The sequence below is a fragment of the Lactobacillus sp. WILCCON 0059 genome (assembly GCF_057197985.1).
The window spans coordinates 81,797-95,222 of sequence record NZ_JBUBHN010000001.1 but is presented as its reverse complement, the minus strand read 5'-3'; the positions used below and the strand labels follow the sequence as shown (position 1 = coordinate 95,222).

The 13,426-nt window shown below is 52.3% G+C and carries 14 protein-coding genes; 3 read left to right on the top strand and 11 right to left on the bottom strand.

Features of this window, described 5'->3' with window-relative positions; all coding sequences use genetic code 11:
* The 8 genes from ACYVUT_RS00480 to ACYVUT_RS00445 form a co-directional block, all read right to left on the bottom strand.
* The gene (locus ACYVUT_RS00480) at positions 1 to 414 is read right to left on the bottom strand and encodes a DUF4430 domain-containing protein (RefSeq protein ID WP_484501340.1); all 414 of its coding nucleotides are present in this window, start codon (positions 412 to 414) and stop codon (positions 1 to 3) included.
* A 64-nt stretch (positions 415 to 478) separates the two neighbouring features.
* A complete protein-coding gene (gene nrdJ, locus ACYVUT_RS00475) occupies positions 479 to 2,698 on the bottom strand; it encodes a ribonucleoside-triphosphate reductase, adenosylcobalamin-dependent (RefSeq protein WP_484499618.1) in 2,220 nt (739 codons plus the stop codon).
* Between the two features lie 286 nt (positions 2,699 to 2,984).
* Positions 2,985 to 3,842, bottom strand: a complete 858-nt coding sequence (locus tag ACYVUT_RS00470) for an aldo/keto reductase (protein ID WP_484499617.1) — start codon at positions 3,840 to 3,842, stop codon at positions 2,985 to 2,987.
* A 119-nt stretch (positions 3,843 to 3,961) separates the two neighbouring features.
* A complete protein-coding gene (locus ACYVUT_RS00465) occupies positions 3,962 to 4,870 on the bottom strand; it encodes an L-lactate dehydrogenase (protein ID WP_439775233.1) in 909 nt (302 codons plus the stop codon).
* A 180-nt stretch (positions 4,871 to 5,050) separates the two neighbouring features.
* Complete coding sequence (locus ACYVUT_RS00460; protein WP_484499319.1) at positions 5,051 to 5,590, bottom strand: hypothetical protein; 540 nt, start codon at positions 5,588 to 5,590, stop codon at positions 5,051 to 5,053.
* A gap of 87 nt (positions 5,591 to 5,677) precedes the next feature.
* Entirely contained in the window at positions 5,678 to 6,505 is an 828-nt protein-coding gene (locus tag ACYVUT_RS00455; RefSeq protein ID WP_484501339.1) for an exodeoxyribonuclease III, read from the bottom strand.
* A 57-nt stretch (positions 6,506 to 6,562) separates the two neighbouring features.
* Positions 6,563 to 7,201: an HAD family hydrolase gene (locus tag ACYVUT_RS00450; protein WP_439775236.1), complete on the bottom strand. Its 639-nt coding sequence runs from the start codon at positions 7,199 to 7,201 to the stop codon at positions 6,563 to 6,565.
* Between the two features lie 50 nt (positions 7,202 to 7,251).
* Positions 7,252 to 7,965 carry a YjjG family noncanonical pyrimidine nucleotidase gene (locus ACYVUT_RS00445; RefSeq protein ID WP_439775237.1) on the bottom strand — a complete coding sequence of 238 codons (714 nt, stop codon included), beginning with the start codon at positions 7,963 to 7,965 and terminating at the stop codon, positions 7,252 to 7,254.
* A 348-nt stretch (positions 7,966 to 8,313) separates the two neighbouring features.
* Here ACYVUT_RS00445 and ACYVUT_RS00440 point away from each other — a divergent pair, with 348 nt between their 5' ends.
* The gene (locus ACYVUT_RS00440; protein WP_484501338.1) at positions 8,314 to 8,865 is read left to right on the top strand and encodes a biotin transporter BioY; all 552 of its coding nucleotides are present in this window, start codon (positions 8,314 to 8,316) and stop codon (positions 8,863 to 8,865) included.
* 70 nt (positions 8,866 to 8,935) lie between these two features.
* Here the strand turns inward: ACYVUT_RS00440 and ACYVUT_RS00435 are convergent, their stop codons facing one another.
* From ACYVUT_RS00435 to ACYVUT_RS00425, 3 genes are all read right to left on the bottom strand, one after another.
* Positions 8,936 to 9,757: a hypothetical protein gene (locus ACYVUT_RS00435; protein ID WP_439775239.1), complete on the bottom strand. Its 822-nt coding sequence runs from the start codon at positions 9,755 to 9,757 to the stop codon at positions 8,936 to 8,938.
* A gap of 74 nt (positions 9,758 to 9,831) precedes the next feature.
* Positions 9,832 to 10,485: a histidine phosphatase family protein gene (locus tag ACYVUT_RS00430; protein ID WP_439775240.1), complete on the bottom strand. Its 654-nt coding sequence runs from the start codon at positions 10,483 to 10,485 to the stop codon at positions 9,832 to 9,834.
* On the bottom strand, positions 10,482 to 11,066 hold the full coding sequence (locus tag ACYVUT_RS00425) for an SGNH/GDSL hydrolase family protein (RefSeq protein ID WP_439775241.1): 585 nt from the start codon (positions 11,064 to 11,066) through the stop codon (positions 10,482 to 10,484). The genes ACYVUT_RS00430 and ACYVUT_RS00425 overlap by 4 nt, the downstream gene beginning before the upstream one ends.
* A gap of 205 nt (positions 11,067 to 11,271) precedes the next feature.
* Here ACYVUT_RS00425 and ACYVUT_RS00420 point away from each other — a divergent pair, with 205 nt between their 5' ends.
* Positions 11,272 to 12,690: an EAL domain-containing protein gene (locus tag ACYVUT_RS00420; protein WP_484501337.1), complete on the top strand. Its 1,419-nt coding sequence runs from the start codon at positions 11,272 to 11,274 to the stop codon at positions 12,688 to 12,690.
* Positions 12,687 to 13,424, top strand: coding sequence for an EAL domain-containing protein (locus tag ACYVUT_RS00415; RefSeq protein ID WP_484501336.1), 738 nt, complete (start codon positions 12,687 to 12,689; stop codon positions 13,422 to 13,424). The genes ACYVUT_RS00420 and ACYVUT_RS00415 overlap by 4 nt, the downstream gene beginning before the upstream one ends.
* Positions 13,425 to 13,426 lie beyond the last annotated feature (2 nt).

Here is a 13,426-nt window from a genome sequence, read left to right as displayed (position 1 = left end):
TTAGTATTGCTTCAGAGTGAAGACAACCTTGGACTTGTTCTTGGTCAGCTTGTCCTTGTCAGCCGCTACCTTGGCCATCTTGCCGTTAACTGTGTAAGTCCAGTAGAGCTTCTTCTTTTCGTCGCCCAGCCCCTTGATCTTGGTGATGAAGACGCCGTATGAAGATTTAGTGTAGCTGACCTTCCAGGCCTTTTTCAAAACAGTGAAGACGCTCGTCCCTTTCTTGACCTTGAAGGTCTTCTTGGCTACAGTCTGCTTGTTCTTGGCCTTGGTCGTGTCCTTCAAAGTATAGGTCACGCTGATTTGCTTGGTGGTCTTAGCTGCTTGCACGCTTTGCTTTTGGACAGGCTGGCTGGCAAAAAGACCAACGAAGGCTGCCAAGGCAACTACGACTGCTAAAATCTTCTTTTTCATTGTTTGTTTCTCCCGTTTTTTATTTCAGTTTTGTTTTTTGTCTTTTGTTTCTAATTTGCCTGTCTTATTTAACCGGGCAGGCACCGCCTTCACAGTCAGTCTGGTCGACCAGTTCCAGGTCCTTGACGTCGCTATTCAGCTGGCTAAAGACCTCTTCCACGTCGCCGGTGATTTCCCGGCTGCGCTTTTCATAAGTCTCCTTGTCGATCGGTTCCTTTGGCGCTTGCTGGAGCGATCCGCCAAAGTATGGCAAAAGCGAGGTCGACTTGGTGATGAAGCGGTACTGGCGGAGCAAGGATTCAACCTGGTCTGCTTCAGAATCCTGGAAAGTAATCGTGCAGGAAACCGCGTTGTCCGACCAGTAAGTCTGCAAGAAGGCCTGGGTAGCAAATTGTTCCGCGATTGAAACCGTGCCGGCTGAAGCAAAGTTAGGGTTATCCGCCCCTACCGCCTTGATCGGAAATTCCACGCAGGTCGTGTTTTCCGTGTAGATATCTGCTTCCGTCCGGTAGCCGCAGGCCTTCAAGGCTGGCAAAAGCGGGTCAGAATCCTGGAAACGGATCCGCTGGATCAAGTAAGCACCGTAGTGGAAGTGCATGCCTTCACTGGCCCCGGCCAGCTTAGCCACCGTGCCTGACGGCTTGACCGTGGTGTGCTTGATTGATTCATTGCAGCCCAAAGTCTTGCTGTAGGCCTGATCAGCCTTGACCACTGCCTTGTAAAGGTGATCAACCGCCTTGATGGCCCGCTTGTCGTAGACTGGCACCTTAATGGCTTCATGGGTTTCCGGGTCAAAGTCATCCTTGAAGCCAGTGACCACCCGGTTGCCCAGTCTGGTCAAGAGCCAGTCCTGGATCCCGGACATGGAGATCCCGATCCGGCGGTTCTTTTGAATTATTTCCCGGGAAATTTCCCAGTCATAAGGACTAAAAGTTACCCGCTTGGTGTAGCGGGCCGCCAAGGCAAAGACTTCCTGCAGGTCCCAGCCCTGTTCTTCCGCGATCAGCGGGAAGACTTCAAAGAGGTTGCAAGGTTCCCCGTTGGCCAGGGAGATCTCCCCGCAAGGGTTGGTCCCTTCCACGTCCCCGTCAATTCCGGCCTGGTAGCCATCAATGATCCGGCCATAGTTCTTGGACAAGTCCAGGTTCACGATCCCCGGCTCCCCGTTTTCCCGGATCCCGGCAGCGATTGGCTGGTAGCCGCTGAAGGCTGAGTCAACCGCCACGCTGTTGTTGGATGCCCAGCGGTGGTGCATCAGCTTCTCCTGGTCCTGCTTCATGGAAATGAAGTCCTGGTCGTCGTTTGAGCCCAGGGCCAGTTCGGCTGACCGGCGGACATTGCCAGCCACGACTGCCTTGCCGATCAAGTTGCAGATGTCAGTGGCATCGACAGCCGTAAGACGGCCGCCGGCCTTATTGTTCAAGACTTCGTTGACGTCCAGCAGCATGGAGATCAAAGGCATTGGGCCGGAAGCCGTGCCGCCGAAACCGTGGATCTCTGCCCCGTAAGGACGGATGTCAGACAAGTCCAGGATCAGCTTTTGCTTGCGGTCCGGGTTGGTTTGGGCAAAGTGGAGGTCGATCAAGAGGGCATTAGCCAAAACCCAGCCTTCCCGGGTGTCCGGCAGGCGGTAGTAGATGCTGTCAGAATCTTGGACCAATTCATTTTTGCCAACGGCCCCAACCTTGACGGAAGCATCGTAAGATTCACTGGTCTCGTCGATTACCAGCTGCAGGTCGATGGCAAAATCGACCCGGGGGATCTGGCTGATGTTGGATCTGGCAACTGAGAAGCCAACCCCGCCCCCCTTCATCAGTTCGTCAAAGAGGAAGGAGAAAGGCATGGAGACAGCCTTTTCCTGCTTGCTAAGATAGCTGGGCACAATCTTGCTGTCCCCGTACTTTTGCGGGCGGATAGCCACAAACCAGCAGTTGTTCAAGGAATCCCCGGTCCGTCTTTGGTAGTCGGTCCCGGAAATCCACAAGTTCCGGCCAGATGGCGTCGCACCCAAACCGTAGATCAGCTTGTAGAGCCGTTCAGCTTCTTCAGTCAGGCTCTGCTTCAGTTCCAGACTTGGGGAGTCCTTGAGCCGGGGATCCAGGTTGATGTTTCCTTCAACCACCCGCTTGACGGTTTCATCCCAGTTTTCACTCCGCCCCTTTTCCGGCAGCCAGCGGGCATAGGTCCGCTTGTAGGTTACCCAGCCCAGCTTGCCCCAGTGGGGTTTTACACTCTTTTTCACCCGGTCGACAAATTCAGCCGAGAGCGATATTTCTTCACTCATCTTCTCAGATCCTTTCTGCTTGTCTCATTATTTTCTAAGCACTCCATATGTTAGCAGTCTTCCTGTGAAACACAATATCTAGTATCGTGTAACCAGGCGAACACGAGAAAATGTATGTCGGTTCAATTCAAACCCCGTAAGCCTTCAGCCACCGAAAAAATTTTTTCAAAAAAATTTTTGCAATTTTCGTTCGGCTTTTGCGAATATATACAAAAAGACTGCATAAATACCAGACAGGTTTCTGGTACGTTGTGCAGTCTTTTTCATAAAAATTTTCAGTTTTTCGCTAAAATTCAGCTTGGTCCGGATCCAAAACCGGCTGCCCGATCCCTTGCAGGCCATCCAGCTTGGTCATGTCGTCTTCGGTAAGTTCAAAGTCAAAGACTTCGGCGTTGGCCTCGATGTAGTCCGGGTGGACTGACTTTGGCAACGGCAAGAAGCCATGCTGCAGGGACCAGCGGATCAAAACCTGGGCGCTGGACTTGCCATACTTGGCCCCAACTGCCTTGATGGTCTCATTGCCCAAAAGGCCACCCGTCCCCAAAGGACTGTAAGCCTCGCTCAAAAGGCCATATTCCTTGTTAGCGGCCGTTACTTCCGCTTGCAGGTCATTTGGGTTAAGGCAGATCTGGTTGACCACAGGCTTGATTTCTGCCGTCTTCAAGAGGGCTTCCAGGTGGTGGCGGCGGAAGTTGGAAACACCGATCGCCCGGATCTTGCCAGCCTGAACAGCTTCTTCCATGGCCCGCCAGGCTTCCGCGTTGGCTTCTGCCCAGTGGTCCCGGACAGCAACCGGATTTGGCCAGTGGATCAAGTACAGGTCCAGGTAGTCCGTGTCTAGTTTGAGCAGGCTGTCGTCAATAGCGGCCTTGGCTCCTTCATAGCTGTGGGACCCGTTCCAGAGCTTGCTGGTCACGAACAAGTCGCCCCTCTTAACCCCGCTCTTCTTGATGGCCCGGCCCACGCTCGCCTCATTGCCATAAGCCGCGGCCGTGTCGATATGCCGGTAGCCGGCATTCAAGGCTGCTTCAACTGCTTCTTGAGCCACGTCGCCATCTGGCGTCTGCCAGGTCCCGAAACCAATCACGGGAATCTTGACCCCGTTGGCCAATTCGTAAGTATCTTCCAAACCGTGCAAAGTCATTTTTTGCCTCCTGTCAAACATGTTACTTACTTTTTGTAATTTAGTTTATTATAACAAAAATCCTCCCTGACGGGAGGATTTTCTAACATCTTGACTTTACTTTTAAAGTTTTTGATTTTTTATTCCAAACTGGCCAGACTGTCCTTCAGCTTCTTGGCGGAAGCTTCCAATTTGGCCTGTTCATCAGCTGGCAAATCCAAAACTGGTACTTCTTCTACCCCATGCTTGCCAACGATTGACGGGTAGCCGATGTAGGTCCCCAAGGATTCAACGTAGCAGCTGGTTGGGCCGTAGAACTTGGCGTCAGAGAAGACTGCTCTGGCCAAACGAACCGCGCAGGTAGCAACAGCGTAGCAAGTGTAGCCCTTGCCCTTGCCAACCTTGAAAGCATTGTCCTTGCTCAAGCGGTCCATTTCTTCTTTCTCTTCTTCATTGAAGAGGTCCTTGGCTGGCCGGTTGTTGACCCAGACGGTTGACCAGGCCGTAAACTGGCTGGACCCGTGCTCGCCCAGGTTGAAGCCGGACACGTTTCTTGGGTCCTGGCCCAACTTTTCCCCGACGACCCGCTGCATTCTGGAAGTATCCAGGAAGGTCCCGGTCCCAAAGACTTGATTCTTTGGCAGGCCGGTCACCTTTTGCAAGATAGAAGTTACCACGTCGCAAGGGTTGGAGATGTTGATGATGACGCCCTTGAAGCCGCTGTCCTTGATCTTCTGGCCAACTTCAACCGCGTTCTTGGTGTTGATCGGGAATTCCGCGAAACGGTCACCAGTCGTGATTGAGGCCGCCACGTCACCAAAAGCGGTGATGATCAAGTCGGTGTCCGCCAATTCCTTCCAGTCGCCCCACTTGACGTTGACGTAGAAGTCATTTCTGCCCAGGGTGTCGCGCAGGTCGCCCCATTCAGCCTGGCACTTGGTCTCATTCTTGTCCAGCAAGACCAATTCGTCTGCTACCCCGTGGGTAAAGAGAATAAAGGCTGCCGTGGCCCCAACGTGTCCCATGCCGATCACTGCTACTTTTCTCATCAAAGATTCCTCCTTGCTTTTTAATATATCGTCAATTATTTTTTCATAATTAACAATAAAACAAGTTTGGCCAAAGTGCAAGCTTTACTTAATTAAAAAAGTTTGAACCTGGTTAAAAATTATGAAAAGAAAGTCACAGCAAAAGAAAAAGGACTTCCATAAAAATGAAAGTCCTTCTGCTTAATCTGTAAAACTGAATTCCAGCGGATCCTGGCCAGCGCTCAAAGATACTGAGCTTGGGCCGTTTCTCTTCAAGCGGCCCAGGGGGTAGAAGCCCTGGCTGTAGTTCTTGTCGCTGGCAAAAATCAGCAGCTTGTCACTGGCTGGATCATAGCCGATCTCGCCCGTAATGGCGTGGGTCAATTCCTGCCCCTTAGGGGTTGGCAGGTTAACCTTCTGCGTGCTGACGAGCAAGCCGTCCTTCTTGCTGGCCTTGAAATTCAAGTCAACCTTCTTCTTCTTCCACTGCTTGAGCAGGCTGATCGTGGTTGGTGACTTGGGCAGGATGCCAGTAATCTTGCTCTTCTTGCCGGTCAATTCCACCTTCAAGTTCTTGAAGTGGTGGTTGTCCGTTGACTTGACTGCCTTCTGGTACTCTGAGGTATCGAAGGCGTCTGAACTGCTTTCTGCTTTCTGGCCACCGCTGCTAAAGGCCATAATCGCCGTGCCGGCAAAAATGACCAGGATCAGACCGATGACCCCTTTTTCTAATCTCTTCATATACACATACGCCTCATATACTAATACTAAAATTCTTTGCTAAAAGTTCTTTGTTTTTTCATCCTCTAACTTCTAATTGTAACCGAATTACAGCTTAATTTCCAATAAAATTGGACAATGATCCGCTCTTTCCCCAGTCGCGATCATTTCCGACTTCTCCACCTGGTCGGCCAGGCGGTTGGAAACCAGCCAGTAGTCGATTCTCCAGCCGGAATTGTTGGCCTTGGCCGTCCGCACCCGCTGGGCCCACCAGGAGTAGACCCCTTCAACCTGGCCATGGATCTGGCGGAAGGTATCCGTGAAGCCTGCTGCTAAAAGCTGGCCAAAGCCGGCTCTTTCTTCATCTGTAAAGCCGGCTGAATGGTGGTTGGACTCCGGATGCTTCAAGTCGATTTCCTGGTAGGCAGCGTTGAAGTCCCCACTAGCTAAAACCGGCTTCTTTTTGTCCAATTCTTCAAGGTAGGCCCGGTAGCACTTGTCCCATTCCTGCCGGTCGCCCAAGCGGACCAAGCCGTTGCCGGCATTTGGCGTGTAGACCTGGGTCACGTAAAGGTCCGGGAATTCCAGGGTCAGGATCCGGCCCTCAAAGTCCATCGGCTCCGGTGCCCCGATTTCCGGCCGGGTCACCACCGGATCCAGGCCCTTTTTGTATAAAAACATCGTGCCCGCGTAACCCTTCCGGGCTGGCTCCATGCTGGAGCGCCAAACGAAATCGTATTCCGGGAAAAGGTCAGCCAAGGCAGCCTGGTGCTTCTTGCTTGGGCCGCTGGCTGGCAGCTTGGTTTCCTGCAGAGCCAGGACGTCTGGATCCAGGTCATGCAAGTTCTTCAAGACCCCCCGGGTCATTTCCGCCCGCGGGGAGGTCCCCGTCAAGGCCGCGTTCAATGAGTCGATGTTCCAAGAAATCAGTCGCATTTTATCTTCACTTTCTGTTTTTCTTTACTCTCTGTTGCTTTTTACGCTTTATTTTTCTTAAATATTCAAAATTTCCAGGGGATAGTCGACCGTATAGTCAGCCTTTTCTTTTTTGAGGCTGGCCGGGTCAAAGGCGCCCCAGGTGCAGGCACAGGTCGCGCAGCCGGCGTTCTTTCCCATCCGGATGTCGTACTTGGCATCCCCCAGCATAATCGATTCCTTCAAATCCAAGCCATGCCGCTTGGCCAACAGGTCGATCTCATCGCTGGCCGGCTTATGGTTGACCACCTCATCAGCTCCGACAAAGTCGGTGAACAGATCCAGCAGGCCCAGATTTTCCAGATTGTGGACAATTTCCGGGTGGGTCTTGCTGGAGCAGACGAAGAGCTGCTTGCCGGCCAGTTTCAGCTGGGTCAAGGTCTTCACGATCCCTGGAAAAAGGCGGACCTGGTCGTCCTCCAGCAGGGCATATTCCGCCATGCTTTCCTCAAACAGGGTCTGGGCCAGGTCGCTTCTGTGCCCTTCCTGGGCCCAGCGGGCAATTGAGACATCGATCGGAATCCCCATGGCCTGGTAAATATCTTCAGTGCTTGGCACCTTGACTCCCCGGGCCTCAAAGGCCTTCTGCACGCTGGCCGCGTAGATGTGGCGCGATTCGCAGATCGTGCCGTCGAAATCAAAAAAGTAATTTTCCATTTTTCCCCAAGTCCTTCTTAAAGTTTACTTACTTTAAGTATACACGGAAACTAACGCAGAGCGGTCGGGGCGAAATCTTTTTTCAAGATCCGCTGGAACTGGGCGTAGTTGTCCACCTCAAAGAGGGGGTGGACCGGCAGGGTCTTTTGCCGGTGGCGGTGGTTGTACCAGATGCTGTCAAAGCCGTAGTTTTCCGCCCCCATGATGTCAGAGGACAGGCCATCGCCGAAGAAGACCGTCTGGTTGGGGCTGTAGCCGCTTCTGGCAAAAAAGTAGTCAAAAATTTCCGCGTTTGGCTTCTGCACCCCGGCTTCCTGGCTGGTCACGACCAGGTCAAAGTAGTGCCTGATCCCGGCTAATTCCAGCCGGTGCTCCTGGCCAAACTGTTCCCCGTTGCTCAAAACCGCCAGGCTGTAGCCCAGTCTTTTGGCATAGCGGAGGGTGTCCTTGACCCCAGGCAGGAGCTTGTGGCCGGTATGGAAGTAACTGTGGAATTCGTCAGCCGTCTCCATCCCGTCAACTTCGACCCCGCAATACTTTTTGATAATGTCCGGGAACATGATCTCATAGAGCTGGTCCAAGGTCAGCTCGCCCTTTTCCAGCCGGCGCCAGAGACCCTGGTTATAGGCGTGGAATTCTTTTTCAAATTCGTCACTGATCTCCCAGCCATGGGATTTAAAGAGCTGAACCAGGGAATCGTGCACCGTTGCTTCAGTGTCGAGCAAGGTGTCGTCAACGTCCAGGATAATTTGCTGATAGCGCATGTGGCCTCCTTATTTTCTGTTACATTACTTGTTTCTATTAGGCGTATTAAGTTTCCATTATAGACAAAAAGCTGGGCCAGTGCAAAAAATTGTCTTCAACTTATCTTACCCCCGTTTTTCTCTTTTCCACATCTTGGGCCTTACTCCGACAAGCAACTACGATATCTTGTGGATAACTTCTGTGGAAGTTGTGTATATCTAGTAGCATCCCCGGCACTTAGCCACTAGACTTAGTTTTCTCGTAATAATTACTATACGTGTACTCGATAAAATATCTTATTGACAAAAAGCTCCAGTAAAACTATATTAATCAAGTAAGCAATAGTTTTACTGGATTGGAGGAGAAACATGTCCAGAAAAAATACTTTTCAGCTTTGTCTTTTAGCCTTGTCCACGGCCCTGATCATTGTCGGCAGCCAGCTGGCGGTCCCCTTGCCGGGCGGGGTCCCTTTTACCCTGCAGACCCTGGTGATTCCTTTGATCGCGGCTGCCTTTGGCTGGCAGCTGGGAACCGGCGCCGTCGCCCTCTACCTGCTCTTAGGAGCCGCCGGCCTCCCCGTCTTCAGCGGGGCCAGTGGCGGCATCGCCGTTCTTTTCGGGCCTAACGGGGGCTTTCTCTGGGGCTTCTTGCCCCTGGCCCTGATCACGGGTCTGGCTAAAGGAAACAGATTTTATTTGACCCTGGCTGCCGGGATTGCCCTCTTTTTGCAGCTGCTCTTGGGCGCGGCCTGGCTAGCCTGGATCAGCCACTTACCATTTACGGCCGCGGCTAGCGCTGCTATCTGGCCTTTTTTGCCAACGACTTTGGCCAAACTGGCCCTGGTTGTCGCCCTGGCCCCGCGCCTGCGAGCGATTTTTGCCACTTACGCCGGCAAGGTCAGCCGCGGCTATCAAAAATAAGCTGTCAGAAAGCATGCAAAAAGACGAAGTTCTTCTTAGAGCTTCGTCTTTTACTTTCTTCAATTTCGCCTTACTGCTGGTAAAGCGTGACCAGCTGCTGGGCCAGGTCAGGCTGCTTGAGCTCGATCTGTGGAACCAACTCCATGGCGTCGATCTTCCCGCTGTGGATCCGGGAGATGTTTTCCGGCGTCAAGCCTTCCGTTTCGATGATTTCCAAGGTAGTCGGCAGCTTGTGGTACTTGTACATCTTCCCTCGCAAAGCTTCCTGCCGGGTCCCGTCCAGCATCCGTCTGAGCAGGTCCCGCAGCTCGTCTTCCTGCTCATCAGTAACAGTAAAGCCGATCAAGCGCAAAGACCGGGGCACGGCGTTGATGGTCTCTTCCACCGTCTTGCCGTAGCTGACCGAGTGCAGCTGGGTCAGCGCCTCAAAGAAGGCTTCTTCCAGCCGGTCGTCGCTGAGGCCAGGATTGCTGTCTTTCAGATACTGGCGGTACTCTTCCGTCGCCGTGGTCCGTTCATAGTACCATTCGTTTTCCCGGCGCAAAAATTCATCCTTCTCCGGCACGTAATAGAGGCGGTTGTGCTGGAGCTTTTTGATCTGCTTGAAATCCTGCGGCAGATCCATCAAGACCCAGTCGCCGTAAAGGTAGAATTCCTCATCCTCGTCTTCGCCCCGGTCTTCAACCAGCAGCTCCCCTTCACCAGCGATATTGTAGTCCTGGTCGCTCTGGTCCAGCATGGTGAATTCCCAGAAGTCGTCCTCGTCAATATTGAGCAAGGGGTTCTGGTGGCTGAAAATGTGGTACGCGTGTCTGAGCGGAATAATGCCGTACATGTTGATCATGGCGTAAAGATAGCGCCGGATCAGCAACTTGTTTTCTTTACTAATCATCTGTCTCACCTACCATTTTCGATAGATCTTTCCCTGTTTTTTCTACATCCTATTATAGGCCTGCTGGCAAAAAATCAGTACATCGGCCGACCAAATTCTTCCAGGCTGACCTGGCCGTTGTCATCGACATTCAAGACCGTCATCTCGTTGTGCTTAGGCAATTCCGTTCTAAGGTGCTTGCCCCCGTAGATGCAGGCCAGGCAGTGAATGACGCAGGCATGGCCAACCAAAAGGATCCGTTCTGACTCATCATAGTTGACCAGATAGTCGATCCCGCGCTTCAGGCGCTCTTCAAACTCGCTCCCGCTTTCAGCATCCCCTTCCGGGTCAGCCGCGTGGAACAAGTCCCCGATTTCCCGCCAGGTGTAGCCGTCCTTGACCGCGTCGACCAGGCGGGGGTACTTGGTGGACTTAAAGGCTGCCGCTACCCCTTCCGTGTCATGGAAGGCCTCGTAGTAGCCGAAAAAGAGCTCCCGCAAGTCAGCGGTCTGGGTCATCTTGGTTGACTCCCAGTTGTCATTTTCTGAAACGATGATCTTCCGGGTGTCAGCGGCCCGCTTCAAGTCACTGGAGGCCACCAAGTCAAAATGCTGGTCCTTCAAGGCCTTTCCCAGCTGGTGGGCACCTTCGATCCCTTCTTCAGTCAAAGGGGCGTCAGACCAGCCCTGCAGGCGCTGGTACTTGTTCAAATAGGTCCGGCCATGGCGAACCACATAGATCTTCTTCATTGTTCAACCTCTTCCTTGGGCAGCTGCTTCATCATTTCCGCTGCCAGCAATTGATAACCGCGCGAGCCAAAATGCAGGCCATCATCGAGTTCTCCCCGGCACAAGTCTGCAAGGTCCCCCTCCTTCAGCATGGCCGTGAAAAAGTCGGCGTAGGCGACCTGGTATTCAGCCGCGACTTCCCCCATTACTTTAGCATACTTTGCCAATTTTGCGTTGGTCCGCCCCCGCTGCTTGCTTTCATCTACTGCCGGCCCGGAGACCAGGACAGTTTTGACCCCTGGATAAAAACAGACCAGGGCGGAGACAATGGCCTGGAGGTTCTGCCGGTACTGATTGAGTGGTACTTGCTTATGGCTGGCCGCGTCATTGATCCCCACCATTAAGAAAAGCTGGTCAGCCCGGGGCCGCTTTAAGGCCAGGTCGCCTAATAAGGCCAGCAGGGCGCCGGAATTGATGCCGGACACCGCCGTATTGTCGATTTCCAGGTCAGATTTTCTCTCTTTCAAGGTCCAGTTGATCCGGGGCTGGTCCAGGCCTTCTTTTCGGGCGAAGATGCTGTCGCCAAGTAATATAATTCGCATTTTTACCTTTCTATGCCATTAAAGCATTTGTTATTTTTTACCACTAATATTATTTTGAAAGCAATCCCTGAAAAGGCTTAACAAACAAGGGGAACGAGTGCTAATATGGTACTAGCCTAGTTTATAGTTTTTAGCTTATAATTAACAAAAATCATCGTACAGTTTTTTATTTATATTCCGCCAGTTGCTCCATGAGGATCGAGACATGACAGAACTTTACCACTTTTCCGCGGCAAACCGCGAAAGCTATGAACAACTGAATTTCGCCCTGGCCGTCTTTCAAGAGTACGAAGGCAAGCTTATTCCCCTCCTGGTTTCTGACGGCCTTTGCCGGCTTTACCAGTTAAGCCGGGAAGACCTGCTGAACCACCTGCGAGACATCAGCTACATCACCAGCAACATGCTCAAGGCCAAACAAGATCTTTTGACCTGCAGGATCAAGCTGACCGAAAGCTACCAAACCGTTCTCCTGCACTTAAGCAGGCAGGATTTTTCCGGCCAAGGCCTGCTTTTCGTGGAGTATTTGAACATTGGGGAAGATGCGGTCGACACCCAGCCAATTCAAATCAGCCATATTCCTTCCAATGAACAGTATGAGGACAATTTGACCGGTCTGCTCAACGGGGCTTATTTGACTAGTTTCGGCAAGGACTATCTGGTCAGCAAGCTGCGGGCCGGCGACCAGCCCAGGGTCATTCTTTTTAACGTTATTGGGATGCACGGCTACAATGAGCACTTCGGCTATCTGGCAGGCGACCGCTTCTTGGTCAAGATCAGCAAGCAACTCTTAAACCTCTTCCCCGACGGCCTGGTCATCCGCTACAATGACGACCGTTTCGTGGTTTTGTCGACCGATACCGATTATATCGCCAAAATCAAAGAGCTGCAGAAATTCGTTCTCCGCAACTACTCCGTCGGCGGAATCAAGGCCGGAATCTGCTACTACACTGATCCCAGAGAAAGCATCAAGTCGGCCATCGACAAGGCCAGGAAGGCCCTCCAGTATACCGGAGATGACTTGACCCAACTGTATCATGTTTTTGACGAAAGCGTCCGGGAGAAGTACGTCAACCGCGACTACGTCTTGACCCACTTCCAGGAAGCCCTGGACAAGCGCTGGATCAAGCCTTACTACCAGATGGAAATCCGCAGCTTGACCGGCAAGGTTTGCGGCTATGAGGCCCTGGCCCGGTGGATCGATCCTAAGGAAGGCGTCCTCAGCCCGGCGACTTTTATCGGTATTCTGGAAGATACCCACTTGATCAACCGCCTGGATTTGTCGATCATCGACCAAGTTTGTGAGATGCTGTCCTCCTGCTACAAGCGGGGGATCCCGATCCAGCCCGTCTCTGTCAACCTCTCCCGGGTCGACTTCCAGGTCTGTGATATTTTTGCGGAAGTCGATGCTATCAGGAGAAAGCACAAGATCCCGACCTCCTACTTGAAGATCGAGATCCTGGAATCAACCTTGACCACGGTGCCGGAACAGCTGCACAAGGCTATGGACAAGTTCCACGCTGCTGGCTACCAGATCTGGATGGATGACTTCGGCAGCGGCTACTCCAGTCTGAACAACTTGAAGGACTTCGACTTTGACCTCTTGAAGATCGATATGATTTTTTGAAGAACTTCAAGACCAACTCCCGCAGCCATATTATTTTGCGGGAAATCGTCGACATGGCCAAGCATCTGGGCATCCATACCCTTTGCGAAGGGGTCGAGACCAAAGACCAGGCCGACTTCCTCAAAGCCATCGGCTGCGACCGCCTGCAGGGTTTCCACTTCTCCAAGCCCCTGCCAGAGGAAGAAATGCTGGCCTTGATCGAAAAGAATGGCGCGGACCACTACGAGCCGCAAGAGATGAACAACTACTATGATACGATCGGTGAAACCAACATTTTGGTCAACCCGATGGTCAGTCATATTTCCCAGGGAATAAAGCACCTGGAAATGCCCCTGGCCTTGATCGAGCGGCGGAGCGGCGACCAGCTGATCTACTACTTCACCAATTTTGCCTACAAGGACGAATTGACCCGTCGCCACCTGGATCAAGAAGAATGGCAGGAAATCGTCAATGATTCGGCTTTTTATAAGAATCTCCTGCTCAATCTGATGGGCAGAAGCAAGAAGGCCAAGGCTGCCGTCAACGGCATGCTGGACAACTACAGCTCTATCGAGGTCCGCCATTTGGCCAACTACCAGGACCGGGACATGTACGTCTGCGCGATCAACAACTTTGGCCATTACTTAGACAAGACAAGACAAGACAAGACAAGACAAGACAAGACAAGACAAGACAAGACAAGACAAGACAAGACAAGACAAGAAGTAAAAACTCAGCACCCGGACCGGTGCTGAGT

Bases quoted from the DNA above. Each gene is read 5' to 3' on its own strand.
- ACYVUT_RS00480 (WP_484501340.1), bottom strand. From the start codon at position 414: ATGAAAAAGAAGATTTTAGCAGTCGTAGTTGCCTTGGCAGCCTTCGTT.
- nrdJ (WP_484499618.1), bottom strand. From the start codon at position 2,698: ATGAGTGAAGAAATATCGCTCTCGGCTGAATTTGTCGACCGGGTGAAA.
- ACYVUT_RS00470 (WP_484499617.1), bottom strand. From the start codon at position 3,842: ATGACTTTGCACGGTTTGGAAGATACTTACGAATTGGCCAACGGGGTC.
- ACYVUT_RS00465 (WP_439775233.1), bottom strand. From the start codon at position 4,870: ATGAGAAAAGTAGCAGTGATCGGCATGGGACACGTTGGGGCCACGGCA.
- ACYVUT_RS00460 (WP_484499319.1), bottom strand. From the start codon at position 5,590: ATGAAGAGATTAGAAAAAGGGGTCATCGGTCTGATCCTGGTCATTTTT.
- ACYVUT_RS00455 (WP_484501339.1), bottom strand. From the start codon at position 6,505: ATGCGACTGATTTCTTGGAACATCGACTCATTGAACGCGGCCTTGACG.
- ACYVUT_RS00450 (WP_439775236.1), bottom strand. From the start codon at position 7,201: ATGGAAAATTACTTTTTTGATTTCGACGGCACGATCTGCGAATCGCGC.
- ACYVUT_RS00445 (WP_439775237.1), bottom strand. From the start codon at position 7,965: ATGCGCTATCAGCAAATTATCCTGGACGTTGACGACACCTTGCTCGAC.
- ACYVUT_RS00440 (WP_484501338.1), top strand. From the start codon at position 8,314: ATGTCCAGAAAAAATACTTTTCAGCTTTGTCTTTTAGCCTTGTCCACG.
- ACYVUT_RS00435 (WP_439775239.1), bottom strand. From the start codon at position 9,757: ATGATTAGTAAAGAAAACAAGTTGCTGATCCGGCGCTATCTTTACGCC.
- ACYVUT_RS00430 (WP_439775240.1), bottom strand. From the start codon at position 10,485: ATGAAGAAGATCTATGTGGTTCGCCATGGCCGGACCTATTTGAACAAG.
- ACYVUT_RS00425 (WP_439775241.1), bottom strand. From the start codon at position 11,066: ATGCGAATTATATTACTTGGCGACAGCATCTTCGCCCGAAAAGAAGGC.
- ACYVUT_RS00420 (WP_484501337.1), top strand. From the start codon at position 11,272: ATGACAGAACTTTACCACTTTTCCGCGGCAAACCGCGAAAGCTATGAA.